Below are 15,942 nucleotides of genomic sequence, written 5' to 3'. Positions count from 1 at the left end.
AGTGATTCGCTCGACTTGCATGTATTAGGCACGCCGCCAGCGTTCGTCCTGAGCCAGGATCAAACTCTCCAATAAAGTTGAGTCGATTAGCTCAAAAATGTTACGTTGGCTTCATTTCAAAAGAAATGAATAATTATTTTTTGTTGACGTTTTTGTTTGTTTAGTTTTCAAAGGTCAAATTCTCCGTCGCTTTAAAACGACTTTTTAAATATATCATTTCTTGTTGTTGAAGTCAACAACTTTTTTCATTTCTTGTCTGCCGTGTTAGCGGCGACTTTTAATATATTACAGGATAATTTTATGTTGGTCAATACTTTTTTCAAAAAAAATAAACCGCTGCTAAAGAGCGGTTCTGTCTCAAAGAACCCATTGCTGAATCGCCACTAACGCACATAGGCCCGGAATTCCCAAAAACCCTGATACAGCAGACGTGGCAAAATTTATCGGAACATGAATCCCGAACTGATTTCCTGCTGTATTGAGGAAAAACAAAAATAATGCTCCTATCAATATTTTTATAACAGCTTGGCCGACAAATCGGGCAGGCTTAAATGGCGCTCCGGTAAATAACAATAATACAATTAGTCCCCCTAAAACGGCAATCACAAACATTGGTTCCAAAAAGCGTCACCCTCCAATGGTCTCTTTATTAAAAACCTATGTACAAGCCCCTAAAAATAGAACATTAAAGTGAAACTTCAAACAGTAGAGGCGCCTTTCCTCTACTGTTTGTTAGTTGAACGAATCGGGCATTTACGGGCAGTTTGTCCACTCACCAAATCTGTACATACCAATGCTTTAAGGATCAAATTAGACCTTACTGCCCGTTAATGCGGGAAAAAAGCTCAAGCAACCAATTGCTTGAGCTTTAAAAAATAATTATTTTGTCAATGTCACATTTCTGTATTTAGCTTCTCTTAATAGAAGAATATATTTTGCTTCTGCGACTTTTGATTGGCAAATGACCTCTTCAGAGGGATCAAGACTTCTTTCCAAAAGGAGTTTTTCCTGCTGCCAATAATCTTTATATTTATTTAACTGGATTAAAAGCTTTTCATTATATTCCTTCCGAAGCTTTCCTTTGCGCCGAAAAAACATCGCCATCCCCCCGGCATTAAAGCATTTAAATTTAATTTTAATTTTAATTTTACAATTCTCTTCGCCCTTCTAATGCTTTTGATAAGGTAACCTCATCTGCATACTCAAGGTCCCCGCCTACCGGAAGTCCATGGGCAATCCTTGTTGTTTTAATACCCGACGGCTTCAGCAACCGTGAGATATACATAGCTGTTGCTTCCCCTTCAATATTGGGATTGGTAGCTAAAATGACTTCCTGAATAGTTTCGTCCTGAAGCCGCTTTAGCAGTCCGGGAATATTAATATCCTCCGGGCCGATGCCATCCATAGGTGAAATAGCCCCGTGCAAAACATGATACAATCCGTTGTAATCCTTCATTTTCTCCATCGCAATTACATCTTTTGGATCCTGCACTACACATATTATGCCCTTATTCCGGCGCTGATCTTCACATATGTAACATGGATCTTGATCGGTAATGTGACCGCAGACAGAGCAGTATGTTAAATTCCGCTTGGCATTCACTAATGCTTTTGCAAAATCCAAGACGGTATCCTCTTTCATACTTAAGACAAAAAAAGCCAACCGTGCGGCTGTTTTTGGCCCAATGCCAGGAAGCTTCATAAAGCTATCAATCAGCTTCGAAATCGGTTCTGGATAATGCATAATTTATGTTCCTCTCTTTAGAAAAAGCTAAAAGCGCCCTTAGCAGCATGTGGCTGCTTAAGGCGCTTAACGCTTATTGTTTTTAAAATGGCAGGTTTAATCCTTTTGTAAATTGTCCCATAGTATTATTGGAAAGCTCATCAGCTTTTTTAAGTGCATCGTTTACGGCTGCAAGAACAAGGTCTTGAAGCATTTCCACATCATCTGGATCGACTGCTTCAGGTTTTATTTGAACATCTACAACCTCTTTATGGCCTGTTACCACGACGGTTACCATTCCGCCGCCGGCAGTTCCTTCAATTTTTTCCTCACCTAATTGTTCTTGTGCCTCTGCCATTTTCTTCTGCATTTTTTGCACTTGCTTCATCATATTTTGCATATTCCCCATTCCACCACGCATCGATAAATCAACCTCCAATTAAATTTAGATTATATAATCACATTGATAGCTGTTTTTGGCGTTTCCGCCTAACTTTTAATCAATTATTTCAATAAATTCTTCGCCAAATAGCTTTTTGGCTTCAGCGATATGTGGCTCCTCTTCATGGGCAGGCCCGCTGATTTCCCCTTCTTCCCCATGCTGGGTGCTTAAGAAATTTTCACGAATGGTTAACCACTGCTCTTCAGGAACTCCTAAAAGTGTGAACCTTTTGCCAGTTAATTTGTTCAAGATAGTGCTTACTGCTTCCAGGAAATCGCCTCGGCTCATCGCCATTTGACAAATCATTTCATGCTTGAATTTTAAAACAAAGGCTGTTGCAGATGCTGCAACCGGCTCTGCTTCATTTAATAAGGCAGCATGTGATTTCATGAGACTCGATCGCATTTCGCCCCAATTACCCTTGATCAGATTCAAGTCATTTTTTGTGGCTTGCTTTAGCACTTCATTTATTTTACCAACAGCCGGCTGGAAGGCATTTCTTGAGGTTCTTTGTACCTGTTTTTGTGGCTGTGGCGTGGCATCTTGAGGTGCTGCGGCTACGCCGTTAGCTTTTAAGTGATGAAGTTCCGACTCAAGCTGCTCAATCCTCGTCAGTAGCTGCTGCAATTCCCCTGAACTCGAGGTCTCTCTTTGACTAGTTTCCATTTGGCAAAGCTTAACAATGGCTACCTCCAGGAAAATCCTCGGGTGATTGGTCCAGCGCATTTCTTGCTGAGTCTTATTTAAGAAATCAATCAGCTGATAAATTTGCTCTGTTGGCGTTTCGTCTGCCATCAGGCGAAACTCATCATCCAGCATCACCCGCTCGAGAGATTCCTCAAGATTTGGTGCTGTTTTGTATAGCAGCATATCCCTGTAAAACAAGATCAAATCTTCGATAAAGCGTGCTGGGTCCTTTCCATGAAATAAAAGTTCCTCGAGCGCCTCCAGACCGCTTGCCACATCTTTATCCTGAAACGCCTTGGCCGTTTTATTTAAAAATGCCTGTGATGCAGAGCCTGTGACGGTCAACGCATCTTCAACTGTCACCCGGTCCTGACTGTAGGATATAGCTTGATCCAACAGACTTAATGCGTCACGCATTCCACCTTCAGCTGCTCTGGCTATCATTTGCAAGGCCCGCTCATCGCAGTCAATGCCGGTTTCCTCGACAATCAGCTTCATCCGATTAACAATAGACCCTGCGGTAATCCGTCTGAAATCAAAACGCTGGCATCTTGAAATAATGGTCAGTGGGATTTTATGCGGTTCTGTCGTGGCTAAAATAAAGATGACATGCTTCGGCGGTTCCTCCAGCGTTTTAAGTAAAGCGTTAAAAGCGCTAATGGAGAGCATATGCACTTCGTCGATGATATAGACCTTATAGTTTACTGCCGTGGGGGCAAATTTGACCTTATCAAGAACATCACGCATCTCCTCCACCCGCGAGTTAGAGGCAGCGTCAAACTCCAGGACATCCGGAATCGTTCCATTCGTGATCCCGAGGCAGGCCGCACATTCATTGCACGGTTCAGCAACAGGAGCATGCTCACAATTAATCGCCTTTGCTAATATTTTAGCCGCACTCGTCTTTCCTGTTCCTCTTGGACCGGAAAATAGGTATGCATGAGAGATTTTTTGCTGAAGCAGGGCGTTTTGCAATGTCTGCGTGACATGTTCCTGTCCCACTACGTCAAAAAATTTCTGCGGACGCCAAACCCGATATAAAGCTTGATATGACACTCGACATCGCCCCCTTCAAATTAGTCTAATATATTATAACGTATTCAAATTCCTTTTTACAAAAGTAATCCTAAGAGTTCACAAAAAAACTCATCCCAGAATCTGAGATGAGTTTGGTTTGCGGTAATAGATAGTTCCATGTTATTAACATGACTACCGTCTAGCTCCAGCGTCCAGCGTCTAGTGTACTTCGCTCTTCTCCCTACGATAAGTCAACATCGAATCGCTATCGCTCTTCGTGTTTCCTTTATCTCAGTCGAAGCGCTCCAGTCCATACGCCGCTAAACGGACGCTTCCGCTTTTGTATTATGTAATAACTGCCGCGCACCTTCCGTCGACTGACGCCCATAAGCGTTACTTAAGCAGTTAGCTCGGCCCAGGCACCCCTGCGGCACATGAGAGCGTCCACTTAATGCTGCTTCCTTCCGGACCTGACATAGTTCATGGATTCCCATTGCGCAGGACCCAGGCGTCAACACCACTTACTTAAGGCAGACCCTACAGGCCATCAGCCTCGGGAAGGGATTCCGTCCCGCTAGAGCGGATTGCGGGTACAGGGCACCGCTACCTCCCCACCTAGCGCGGCAAAGTTGATACCAATTATTAGTGCGTCGTATCTGACGCCTTTTTAGTATACAAACAATCTAGCAAAAAAGCAATCGATATTAACTGTAAATTACTGTAAGTTTGTTTCTGATGCGTGCCGCTTCAGCTTTTTCTCCTGCTTCTTGCGATCTCTTATTTTTTGAAAAAAAGATGAAAGCATGCTGCCGCACTCTTCTGCTAAGACGCCTTTAACAACCTCGCATTGGTGGTTAAAGCGTGAATCCTGTAAAAGATTCATTAGCGTTCCGGCACACCCGCCCTTTGGATCGCTCGCCCCGTATACCACGCGTTTGACCCTTGATAAGATAATCGCCCCTGAACACATCGGGCAAGGCTCCAATGTGACATAGAGAGTAGTATCCTCTAACCGCCATGAGCCTGTTTCCCGGCAGGCCTGGTCAATGGCCAGCAGCTCGGCGTGGGACGTCGCATTCTGCTCGCTTTCTCTTAGATTGTGGGCCCGGGCAATAATTTTACCATCATGGACAAGAACAGCCCCAATCGGCACCTCATCCAGCTCCTTTGCCTTCCTTGCTTCTGCTATGGCTTCCAGCATAAATTTCTCATCTTGGTTAGTCATCTTAATAAACCGCCTTCTAAAACTAATTCCGTTTATAGGAAAATTATTAACATTATAACATGTATTAAGTCCCGCCCTCATAGAATAGTTGTAGCGCAAATGTGCAGGGAGGGATTGAGATGCAGATTCATGTGGTTAAAAGAAATGAATCGCTGACAACCATTGCAAGAGCTTACCATACAACCACCCAGGATATTATAGAGGCAAATGAGTTGCCAAATCCTAATCAGCTGGTTATCGGACAATCACTTGTCATTCCGATTATCGGCCGTTTTCATTTCGTTCAGTCGGGTGAATCATTATTTACAATAGCCCGTGATTACGGCACTACCGCCCAGGAACTTGCCAATGTGAACCGCATTCCCGTTAACCAGCCGCTCAATGTCGGTCTAAGGCTTTATATTCCTCAGGGAAAAAAAAGAAATGCCGAATTCAATGCTTACGTGGAACCACGCGGGACATCTGTTGCCCCTAATTTGGAAGCAAGTGCCCGCGAGGCAGCGCCCTATATTACCTATTTAGCCCCATTCAGCTTTCAGGCCCGGCGTGACGGCACGCTAAAGGAGCCGCTCTTAAATAACTTTCCGGCGATTGCAAACGCCAACCGCAATGTCTTAATGATGGTCATCAATAACCAGGAAAATGACCAGTTCAGCGATGAGCTAGGGCGGATTCTTCTTAATGACATCGCAATTCAAGATAGATTTATCAATAACATTGTCGCCACCGCAAAAAAATACGGCTTCCGTGATATCCATTTTGATTTTGAATTCTTGCGCCCTGCTGACCGCGAGGCTTATAACCGCTTTTTAAGAAAGGCAAAGCAGCGCTTTTCACGTGAAGGATGGCTCATGTCCACTGCCCTTGCGCCAAAAACAAGTGCAACCCAGCAAGGAAAATGGTATGAAGGACATGATTATAAGGCCCACGGTCAAATATCCGACTTTGTTGTCATCATGACCTATGAATGGGGATACAGCGGCGGTCCGGCCATGGCAGTCTCGCCAATTGACCAGGTAAAAAAAGTGTTGGATTATGCGGTGACAGATATACCATCTAACAAAATCCTCATGGGGCAAAATCTCTATGGTTATGATTGGACCCTGCCTTTCGTTCAAGGTACCGTGGCAAAGGCTGTCAGCCCGCAGCAAGCCATCCAGCTTGCTGCCCAACACAATGTCCCGATTGAATACGATACAAAAGCGCAAGCACCGCATTTTAGATATAGGGATGCGGCCGGCAAAGAGCATGAAGTCTGGTTTGAAGACGCCCGCTCCATCCAGGCAAAATTTGATTTGATCAAACAGATGAATATAAGAGGAATGAGCTATTGGAAACTAGGCCTCGCCTTCCCACAAAACTGGCTGTTAATCGTTGATAATTTCAACGTAACAAAAAGAGGAACACGAGTATTCTCCACCTGATAACTGCTGGTCTCCGGCGGTTTTTTCTTTCTTATAAACATGTAAAAGCTTCCTCAAAAATTCCATATCCCTTCCTGTACCGATTGTGATAAAATGATGTTTGTGTCGAATTAAAGCATAATTGCTCGAATAAGTGACAAGGTGCTTGTCGCTTTTTGGCGACTTTGCAGGACAATTATTAAAAATTGCATATATATATGAACCAGACCAATCTGGAAAAAGATAGAACCTGCAGGCAATTGGAGAAGGAGGAGCAGCCAAATGGGGGGTACACCCTTTATTACCGTTGAGGGACCGATAGGTGTTGGAAAGACATCTCTCGCCAAAGCCATCTCTCGGCATTTTGAGTTTGAATTATTAAAAGAGATTGTCGATGAAAATCCATTCTTAGGGAAATTTTATGAAAACATAGAGGAATGGAGTTTCCAGACAGAAATGTTTTTCCTCTGCAATCGCTTTAAACAGCTTGGAGATATTAATTCCCATTATTTAAGCAAAAATAAATCTGTAGTGGCTGACTATCATATATTTAAAAATTTAATTTTTGCTACTCGGACATTGAGTCCTGACGAATACAAAAAATATTATAAGATTTATCAAATTTTGACAGAGGATATGCCAAAACCGAATGTCATCATATATCTGCACGCAAGTCTCGACACCTTATTAAAGCGAATAAAAATCCGTGGGCGCGAGGTCGAGAAAAACATCAGCCCGCTTTATTTAGAGCAGCTTTCCATAGATTATGAAAACACAATGGCTATTTTTGAAAAGGAGCATCCGGAAATACCGGTTCTCCGTTTCAGTGGTGATGAGCTGGATTTTGTGAAAAACGAGCAGGATCTAGACTATATCATTGAAAAGCTTGGAGTATCATTGAAAGCAAACAGCTGGACAAACACTATATAGAAACAGGGGGATGTTCGTGAGCATCGTTATTGGAGGCATGATCGGTCTTGGCAAAACGAGTGTGGCTGACACTTTAAAAGCACACTTTCAGAATAATGGCATTGACAGCAAAGTTTTTTATGAAGCGGTGGATGACAACCCGATTCTCCCGCTTTACTATGAATTAACACAGGAAGAATTGGATGCAAGAAGAATTCCCTTCCTATTGCAATTATTTTTCTTAAATAAACGGTTTAAAACAGTCAAGGATTGCATCAATTGGACAAACCCGATTTATACCATTCAGGACCGTTCTATTTATGAAGATTGGTACTTTGCCTATGTCAATAAAAATTTAGGCAGGATTTCCAGCCTCGAATTTAAAATCTATGAAGAGTTAGTCGACAATATGCTGGAGGAGTTAAAAGAACTTCCCAAAAAAGCTCCTGATTTGATGGTTTATTTAAAAGGATCGTTTGATACGGTGATTGATCGGATTATGGCCCGCGGCCGCAGCTTTGAAATTAACCCGGAACTGAAGGAATATTATTTCGAGGTTTGGAAGGGCTATGATGAATGGGTCATGGAGCGCTATAATGCCAGTGAGGTTTTGGTCATTGATATGGACACAACCGATGTGGTGAATAGTGAAGCAGACGCCAAACGAGTATGCCAAGAAGTAGAAGACAAGCTTAAGGAAATTTTATATATAACAAAAGCACATATTGGGTAATCCCTGATATGTGCTTTTTTCTTTAAAAAATAAAAAATCCGTTACAAAGGATTGTAACGAATTTTTATCTCCAGTTTTTATGCGCGTTTTTACTTGTGATGGCGGAGGAAGAGGGATTCGAACCCCCGCGCGGTTTAACCCGCCTGTCGGTTTTCAAGACCGATCCCTTCAGCCGGACTTGGGTATTCCTCCGTGACAACAGAAGTTAATTTATCATATATTTAACCCTGTGTCAACATTATTAATATGCCATTAAAAAAAGTCGCTATTCAACTTGGTTATACATTGTTTATTACGGCTTTATGACGTCGCGGCCACCCATATATGGACGCAGCACAGCTGGAATTACGACACTGCCGTCATCCTGCTGGTAGTTTTCCAGAATAGCTGCAACCGTACGGCCGATCGCGAGGCCAGAGCCATTAAGTGTATGCACATGCTCCGGTTTTGCCTTAGGGTCGCGGCGGAAGCGGATGTTAGCCCGTCTTGCCTGGAACGCCTCAAAATTACTGCAAGAAGAAATTTCACGGTAAGTTCCATAGCTCGGGATCCACACTTCAATGTCGTACTTTTTTGCTGCTGTAAAGCCAAGGTCGCCCGTACACATGCTTAACACACGGTATGGCAATTCCAGTAATTGAAGAACCTTTTCGGCATCAGCGGTCAGTTTCTCCAGCTCTTGATAAGAGTCCTCAGGCTTTACAAACTTCACAAGCTCAACCTTATTGAATTGATGCTGGCGAATTAATCCCCTTGTGTCACGCCCTGCAGAACCAGCTTCAGATCGGAAGCAAGCGCTGTAGGCTGCAAAGCGGATTGGCAGCTCTTCACCGCTTAAAATTTCATCGCGATAATAATTAGTGACCGGCACCTCTGCGGTCGGTATTAGGAAGTAGTCCTCACTTTCAATTAAAAAGGCATCCTCTTCAAACTTTGGCAGCTGTCCTGTTCCAGTCATGCTGGTACGATTCACCATATATGGAGGCAGTATCTCTGTGTAACCATGCTCATCGACATGGAGGTCAAGCATGAAGCTTATTAACGCGCGCTCAAGGCGGGCACCAAGACCTTTATAAAAAACAAAGCGGCTGCCGGTCACCTTTCCTGCTCGTTCAAAATCAAGAATTCCCAAATGGTCAGCTACATCCCAATGTGGTTTCGCCTCAAAGCCGAACTCGCGGACCTGGCCCCATTTGCGGATTTCTACGTTATCGTCTTCTGTCTCGCCGATAGGCACAGTTTCATGGGGAATATTTGGAATGCTAAGCAATAATAGCTCTAATGTTTCCTCAACGCCTCTTAGTTCATCGTCGAGTTCCTTGATGCGGTCGCCAACCTCACGCATTTCCTTGATAAGGTGATCGGCATCCTGCTTCTCGCGTTTTAATACAGCAACTTGCTGAGAAACTTCATTCCGCTTGGATTTCAGTTTTTCCGCTTCGACAATTAATTCGCGTCGTTTAACGTCTAAATCTTCAAATCGGCCTAAGTCTGTTAAATCTTCCCCGCGATGCTGCAGCTTTTCTTTAACTTCGGCAAAATTGGTTCTTAAATACTTCAAATCCAACATGCTTAAACACTCCTTTATTATTTATCCGAGGGCAAACAAAAAACTCCCGCCCCTAAAACAGGGACGAGAGTTAACCCGCGATACCACCCTGGTTGACAGACGAATCTGTCCACCTTAAAAATGTAACGGTTTTTCACCGAGAGTCCTTACTAGCCTCGTGATGAGGTGTTCCGCACTCTACTCGAGGAGGGATTCACAAGTCTTATTCACCGGTTCACACCAGCCACCGGCTCTCTTTAGAATAAACTTCTTGCTACTAGTTCCTCTCATTGCTTTTGCATATTTCTAATTTGTATAACTTAGAGTACTATATTTATTTGCCAAAAGCAACCAATCTATACAGGCTGTTTTTGATTTTTTGCTTCTTTTACCATCTCAACAAAGTAAGCTGTAAGACGATGGTCATCTGTTAGTTCTGGATGAAACGAACAGCCTAAAAATTGCCCTTCACGCGCTAAAACAATGCGGCCATCATGCTTTGAAAGAATCTCGACATTTTCGCCTGCCTCTACGATATGCGGGGCCCTGATAAAGACTGCAGGGAAGTCACCTGCGACATCTTTCACAGAAAGGTCGGCCTCGAAGCTATCCACCTGACGTCCAAAGGAGTTGCGTTCAACCGTAACGTCCATCACACCTAGGTGAGGCTCACTGTATCCGACGATGTTTTTTGCCAAAAGAATAAGGCCTGCACAGGTACCGAACATTGGTTTACCTTCCAGGGCAAATTCCTTTAAGGAATCCATAAAATCATATTTATCGATCAGCCGGCGCATTGTCGTGCTTTCTCCACCAGGGAGAATAAGGCCATCAACGTCCTTTAATTCTTCTTTGTGTTTAATGGCAACGGCTTCGACACCACAAGCTTCTAATGATTGAATATGCTCACGAACTGCTCCTTGTAATGCGAGAACGCCTACTTTAATCATTTTACCACCCACGCTCCTGCATGCGAGCTTCAGGGGCTAATGAAGAAATTTCGATACCCTTCATTGGAGTTCCAAGATCCTTTGAAAGTTCAGCAATCAATTTATAGTCTTGGTAATGAGTTGTTGCTTCAACAATCGCTCTTGCAAATTTCGCAGGGTTTTCTGATTTAAAGATACCAGAGCCAACGAATACACCGTCTGAACCTAATTGCATCATTAACGCTGCATCAGCAGGTGTTGCAACACCACCAGCAGCAAAGTTAACAACAGGAAGGCGGCCATTGCGCTTAATTTCAAGCAATAATTCAAATGGTGCACCTAATAGCTTTGCTTCTGTCATAAGCTCATCTTCGTTCATGCTTACAACCTTGCGAATCTGTGCGTTAACCTTGCGGATATGGCGGACAGCTTCTACGATGTTGCCAGTTCCGGGTTCGCCTTTTGTACGAAGCATAGATGCTCCTTCGCCAATACGGCGGGCAGCCTCTCCCAAGTCGCGGCAGCCGCATACAAATGGAACAGTAAAGTCACTCTTTAATAAGTGAAACTCTTCATCAGCAGGTGTTAATACTTCACTTTCATCGATATAGTCTACACCAAGTGCTTCAAGTACACGTGCTTCCACAATATGGCCGATACGAGCCTTAGCCATAACAGGGATTGAAACAGCGTTAAGAACCTCTTCGACAATTCGAGGATCTGCCATTCTAGCAACGCCGCCAGCTGCACGAATATCAGAAGGTACGCGCTCTAGCGCCATTACCGCTACTGCGCCTGCTTCCTCAGCAATTTTTGCCTGTTCTGCATTAACAACGTCCATGATGACGCCGCCTTTTTGCATTTCTGCCATCCCACGTTTTACCCGATCCGTACCTGTTTTCATTTGTAAATCCCCCTTGTTTTTCCACGTCGAAAACGTTGATTATTTAGAAAATTCCTATTAATTCGATTGAATTATTTATTCCATAAAATCATTAAAGCAACAAAAAAGGATTCCTGTCAAGACAAGAATCCTTTCCAACATTTTACTTATAGGTTCTTTAGAGCTAATTAGAACCAGCCTTTAACACTGGAGGAGATGCCTCCCCAGACATCACCGAAAAATCCTCCGATGCCCCGCATCATTAGGACAAACCAATTTGCTTTCTCAACATCTTGGGCTGCAATGACATCTACTTGTAATTTGCTTTTGCCTTCCTCAGTTAAAAAGTTGACCTTATCGCTGTTTTTAGGCTCTATTGTTAAATAGCCGACCTTATCACCTTTTTTGATTGGTGCTGTTAGTTCACCTTTTTTGTTAATTTTATTTTTATCTAATACCAGTACCGGTTTATAATTTTCCTTTTCGCCATTTTCAATGACCATATTGATGGCTGACTTTGTATAAACTTTTACCTGGTCATTCTTCCCCTTAATAACAGGTATCGTTTTATGGCCCTTTACCTGATAATGCTTTGGTACAATGGTTTCTTTTGTTGTATTGGCAAATGCATAGTCAAACATTTTCTTAGTCTCATCGAAGCGGGCCTTATAGTCCCCTTTGCCGCTCGCATCTTTAGCATTTTGCACAACTGTGATAAACCGTTTGCCATCACGGCTGGCAGTACCGGTAAAACAGTAGCCGGCAAAATCGGTGGTACCCGTCTTAAGTCCGTCGACACCTTTATATCCATAATCCAAAGAAGGAAGCATCCAGTTCCAGTTGATCATATTAATTGCGTCAGAAGTGCCTTCACGAAATGTTTTCTTCGGTATGCTTGCCGTCTTTAACACTTCGGGATATTCATTGACTAGGTGGAAGGCAAGACTCGCTACCGCTCTTGGAGACATGACGTTTTCGTCTGTTTCACCGGTGCCTTCCGGATGCATGCCACGATATTCGGCATTATTTAAACCTGATGAGTTTACAAATTTATAATCCTTTAAGCCTAACTTTTTGGCTTTTTCATTCATCATTTTCACAAAATTGGTTTCAGACCCGGCAATTGTTTCGGCAATAGCAATCGTTGCTGCATTGGCAGAATAAATAACCATCGCTTCATACAACTCGCGGATTTTATATGTGCCGTCCTGGCGCAATGGAACATTCGACAATGCGCGGTCTTGGGAAATTTTATAAACAAGATCACTGACGTTATATTCCTGATCCCATTTCACTTTTCCATGTTTAATGGCATCTAGTAAAAGATATTCAGTCATCATTTTTGTCATGCTGGCAATCCCCATGACAGTATCAGCATTTTTTTCGTATAACACTTTGCCTGATTCAGCATCTACTAATATGGCACCGTCCGCGTTGATGTTTAACGCTGCGGCTGCTTCCGCTTTATCTTGGCCCATGCCGGCAAAAAGGCTGAAGAACAAAATAACGGCCATTGCACTGGCAAGATACTTTTTAAAAACATGTTTATTCACATTAACGCCCTCCAAGATTTTTTACACTTTGGTTATTTTAACATAACTGCTTTATAAATCATAGAGAGAGCATCGAAGCATTCTTTTGCCAATTTTGATAGACTGCTAGAAATAGATAGGGCTTTTTTCATACGTAGTAGTAGTTGCTTTCCGCTCCAATCAACTAAGTAAAAAAATAAGAGCAGACTAAAAATCTGCTCTTACGTTGTTATTTACATTGAGTAGTTTGGTGCTTCTTTGGTGATTTGAACATCGTGCGGATGGCTTTCTCGTAAGCCGGCACCGGTCATTTTAACGAATTGCGCGTTCATTCGTAATTCTTCTAGGTTTTTCGTACCACAGTAGCCCATACCTGCACGTAAGCCGCCGACTAATTGATAAATGGTATCTGCCAATGGTCCTTTGTACGGAAGGCGTCCTTCGATGCCTTCTGGGACAAACTTTTTATTGTCCTCTTGGAAATAACGGTCTTTAGAACCCTTTTCCATTGCTGCGACTGAACCCATGCCGCGGTATACCTTAAAGCGGCGTCCTTGGAAAATTTCTGTTTCTCCAGGGCTTTCTGTTACCCCTGCAAGCATGCTTCCCAGCATCACGGCATGTCCGCCTGCTGCCAAAGCTTTGACGATATCACCAGAGTATTTAATACCACCGTCCGCAATAATCGTTTTCCCGTGTTTCATGGCTTCACCAGCACAGTCATAAACAGCTGTTATTTGCGGTACTCCGACACCAGCTACAACGCGTGTCGTACAAATCGAACCTGGTCCAATTCCAACCTTAACGACATCTACTCCGGCTTCGATTAAGGCCCTGGTTCCCTCTGCAGTGGCTACGTTTCCGGCGATAATCGCAAGGTTAGGGTAGGCATCTCTAATTTGCCTTACAGTGTCTAGCACACCCTTGGAATGCCCGTGTGCAGTATCGACTACGATTACATCAACGTTAGCCTTCACCAGCTTGTCGATCCGTTTCATCGTATCGCTTGTCACCCCAACTGCAGCTCCTGCCAATAGACGGCCTTGGCTGTCCTTTGCGGAATTTGGGAACTCAATCACTTTTTCAATGTCCTTAATTGTGATTAAACCTTTTAACACTCCCTGATCATCCACAAGAGGCAGCTTTTCAATTTTATGCTTTTGAAGAATTTGTTCAGCTTCCTTCAAGGTTGTCCCAACTGAAGCAGTAATTAGATTTTCCTTCGTCATGACATCAGAGATCTTGAAAGAGTAATCCTGAATAAAACGAAGGTCCCTGTTGGTGATAATGCCAACCAGACGCTGTTCCTCCATGTTGTTAACGATTGGAACACCTGAAATACGATATTTCCCCATTAGATGCTCTGCATCAAATACTTGGTGTTCAGGAGTCAGGAAAAACGGATCAGTGATAACGCCGCTTTCTGAACGCTTAACCTTTTCAACCTGTTCAGCCTGCTGTTCGATGGTCATATTCTTATGAATAATTCCAAGGCCGCCTTGGCGGGCCATAGCAATTGCCATTTCGGATTCCGTGACTGTGTCCATACCTGCACTTATAACTGGAATATTGAGCTTTACCGCAGGAGTTAACTCCACCTGCAAACTCACGTCGCGTGGCAGCACCTCTGATTTGCCAGGAATCAATAATACATCATCAAACGTTAATCCTTCTTTTGCGAACTTACTTTCCCACATATTAACAGCCTCCAGGTCAAAAAATATTATTTGTAGGTTATCAATTGGACAAAATACTGTCAAGGAAGAAATATTAGTAAGATTTTTCTGAAAAAGGTGATCTGCTTTGAATACGCCATTTAAAGGCTGGAAAAGCTACTCATGCTTTTTTTCAGCTGAATACTGTCAGCACTATTTGAAAAATAGCTATCTAAAGGGGAATATTGAGAATCCTGAACAAAAGAGCTATGAGAATGGATATGCCTTTTTATATTATCTCGAACATGGGCAAATCTATTATGAACAGGCAGAAAAAGCCCCGCTGGTTATTAAACCTATATTGCTTTTCTATGGCCTTGTCCATTTAATAAAAGCCTGCATCTTAACCGTAGATCCATCTTATCCGGAAACAACAGCGGTATTGGCACACGGTGTTTCCACCAGAAAAAGAAAAAAGCAAAATTATTTATTTTTTCAAGACGAAGTGAAATTACAAAAAAATGGACTTTTTCCATTTATGTCAGAAAAATTGTTTCACATGAAACAGCTTGAAGGGGAAAAAGTCCTAATGGAGGAATTACTACAGCTTATACCTGAGCTCGATGAATTATTCTTCATACTTATGAGGAAAAACAGCTTTGAAAAACTACATAGCAACGGCAGCCAGCTCCATATTCCCGAGAAAATACTGGATACCTATCATATGACCGGGAGTCGATTTAAAGAGTTTCTTGCCTCGAAATTTGCTAATGGGGTGGAATTCTCTGCTGATGAAGGAATCCATTTAATTTTGAAAAACAATCCGGTATCAGCCATTTCCCCTTTAAAATTCCACATGGAAGAAGGGTGCTGGACACTTCCAATAAACAAAGGGAAGCTTTTCAACTTCCCGGAACTGCTGATTCACTATTTATTGTTATACAACTTAAGCATGATCGCCCGTTATGAAACAGAATGGTGGAGCGAACTAACCAAAATGATGCCCAACCACGACTACCCCTTCATCGAAACCTTTTTACACATCACACTAAAAAAGGGGCCTTTTCTAGTCTATGACTACTTGATGGGAAAGTGAGGCACGGGGACGGTTCTCATGCATCATTCAAGCATAAATAACCAACAAAAAAAGACAACCTGAAAATGGTTGTCTCTTTGTTTGCCCGGCAGCGTCCTACTCTCACAGGGACTTGCGTCCCAACTACCATCGGCGCTGAGAAGCTTAACTTCCGTGTTC

The 15,942-nt window shown here is 42.9% G+C and carries 15 protein-coding genes, 1 tRNA gene, 1 rRNA gene, 1 other RNA gene and 1 other annotated feature; of the genes, 4 read left to right on the top strand and 14 right to left on the bottom strand.

Annotated elements, in window-relative coordinates; genetic code table 11:
• From ACFPA1_RS22565 to tadA, 8 genes are all read right to left on the bottom strand, one after another.
• Positions 1–75 (bottom strand): 16S ribosomal RNA (locus ACFPA1_RS22565); the annotation flags it as partial.
• 282 nt (positions 76–357) lie between these two features.
• Positions 358–621: a pro-sigmaK processing inhibitor BofA family protein gene (locus ACFPA1_RS22560; RefSeq protein ID WP_213148381.1), complete on the bottom strand. Its 264-nt coding sequence runs from the start codon at positions 619–621 to the stop codon at positions 358–360.
• Between the two features lie 258 nt (positions 622–879).
• Positions 880–1,098 (bottom strand): YaaL family protein, encoded by a 219-nt coding sequence (locus ACFPA1_RS22555; RefSeq protein WP_213148393.1) that lies wholly within the window; start codon positions 1,096–1,098, stop codon positions 880–882.
• Between the two features lie 49 nt (positions 1,099–1,147).
• On the bottom strand, positions 1,148–1,744 hold the full coding sequence (gene recR / locus ACFPA1_RS22550; RefSeq protein WP_213121203.1) for a recombination mediator RecR: 597 nt from the start codon (positions 1,742–1,744) through the stop codon (positions 1,148–1,150).
• An 82-nt stretch (positions 1,745–1,826) separates the two neighbouring features.
• Positions 1,827–2,144 (bottom strand): YbaB/EbfC family nucleoid-associated protein, encoded by a 318-nt coding sequence (locus ACFPA1_RS22545; protein ID WP_213148382.1) that lies wholly within the window; start codon positions 2,142–2,144, stop codon positions 1,827–1,829.
• 75 nt (positions 2,145–2,219) lie between these two features.
• The gene (gene dnaX, locus ACFPA1_RS22540) at positions 2,220–3,908 is read right to left on the bottom strand and encodes a DNA polymerase III subunit gamma/tau (RefSeq protein ID WP_378585787.1); all 1,689 of its coding nucleotides are present in this window, start codon (positions 3,906–3,908) and stop codon (positions 2,220–2,222) included.
• Between the two features lie 320 nt (positions 3,909–4,228).
• Positions 4,229–4,493, bottom strand: an RNA gene (gene ffs / locus ACFPA1_RS22535) — signal recognition particle sRNA large type.
• A gap of 91 nt (positions 4,494–4,584) precedes the next feature.
• Positions 4,585–5,094, bottom strand: coding sequence for a tRNA adenosine(34) deaminase TadA (gene tadA, locus ACFPA1_RS22530; RefSeq protein WP_378585784.1), 510 nt, complete (start codon positions 5,092–5,094; stop codon positions 4,585–4,587).
• A 119-nt stretch (positions 5,095–5,213) separates the two neighbouring features.
• Between tadA and ACFPA1_RS22525 the strand changes: the two genes are divergently transcribed.
• From ACFPA1_RS22525 to ACFPA1_RS22515, 3 genes are all read left to right on the top strand, one after another.
• Entirely contained in the window at positions 5,214–6,518 is a 1,305-nt protein-coding gene (locus tag ACFPA1_RS22525) for a glycosyl hydrolase family 18 protein (protein ID WP_378585782.1), read from the top strand.
• A 261-nt stretch (positions 6,519–6,779) separates the two neighbouring features.
• Positions 6,780–7,427, top strand: coding sequence for a deoxynucleoside kinase (locus tag ACFPA1_RS22520; protein ID WP_378585779.1), 648 nt, complete (start codon positions 6,780–6,782; stop codon positions 7,425–7,427).
• A gap of 10 nt (positions 7,428–7,437) precedes the next feature.
• Complete coding sequence (locus ACFPA1_RS22515) at positions 7,438–8,139, top strand: deoxynucleoside kinase (protein ID WP_213148387.1); 702 nt, start codon at positions 7,438–7,440, stop codon at positions 8,137–8,139.
• Positions 8,140–8,238: 99 nt separating this feature from the next.
• Here the strand turns inward: ACFPA1_RS22515 and ACFPA1_RS22510 are convergent.
• The 6 genes from ACFPA1_RS22510 to guaB all read right to left on the bottom strand — a co-directional run bounded on the left by ACFPA1_RS22510 (position 8,239) and on the right by guaB (position 14,729).
• Positions 8,239–8,331: transfer RNA gene (locus ACFPA1_RS22510), tRNA-Ser, on the bottom strand.
• A 100-nt stretch (positions 8,332–8,431) separates the two neighbouring features.
• On the bottom strand, positions 8,432–9,709 hold the full coding sequence (serS, locus tag ACFPA1_RS22505) for a serine--tRNA ligase (protein ID WP_378585776.1): 1,278 nt from the start codon (positions 9,707–9,709) through the stop codon (positions 8,432–8,434).
• Positions 9,710–9,765: 56 nt separating this feature from the next.
• Positions 9,766–9,988 (bottom strand) — a binding site (T-box leader).
• Between the two features lie 56 nt (positions 9,989–10,044).
• Positions 10,045–10,638, bottom strand: a complete 594-nt coding sequence (gene pdxT, locus ACFPA1_RS22500; protein WP_213148389.1) for a pyridoxal 5'-phosphate synthase glutaminase subunit PdxT — start codon at positions 10,636–10,638, stop codon at positions 10,045–10,047.
• Position 10,639: 1 nt separating this feature from the next.
• Complete coding sequence (gene pdxS / locus ACFPA1_RS22495) at positions 10,640–11,521, bottom strand: pyridoxal 5'-phosphate synthase lyase subunit PdxS (protein WP_213148390.1); 882 nt, start codon at positions 11,519–11,521, stop codon at positions 10,640–10,642.
• A gap of 167 nt (positions 11,522–11,688) precedes the next feature.
• Positions 11,689–13,014 (bottom strand): D-alanyl-D-alanine carboxypeptidase family protein, encoded by a 1,326-nt coding sequence (locus ACFPA1_RS22490; RefSeq protein ID WP_213148394.1) that lies wholly within the window; start codon positions 13,012–13,014, stop codon positions 11,689–11,691.
• Between the two features lie 251 nt (positions 13,015–13,265).
• Positions 13,266–14,729, bottom strand: coding sequence for an IMP dehydrogenase (guaB, locus tag ACFPA1_RS22485; RefSeq protein ID WP_213148391.1), 1,464 nt, complete (start codon positions 14,727–14,729; stop codon positions 13,266–13,268).
• 106 nt (positions 14,730–14,835) lie between these two features.
• Between guaB and ACFPA1_RS22480 the strand changes: the two genes are divergently transcribed.
• Entirely contained in the window at positions 14,836–15,783 is a 948-nt protein-coding gene (locus ACFPA1_RS22480) for a YaaC family protein (protein ID WP_213148392.1), read from the top strand.
• Positions 15,784–15,942 lie beyond the last annotated feature (159 nt).

The sequence above is a fragment of the Neobacillus sp. GCM10023253 genome (assembly GCF_042653105.1).
In the GTDB taxonomy this organism is placed as follows: domain Bacteria; phylum Bacillota; class Bacilli; order Bacillales; family Cytobacillaceae; genus Neobacillus; species Neobacillus citreus.
This window is presented reverse-complemented; position numbering and strand designations above follow the sequence as displayed.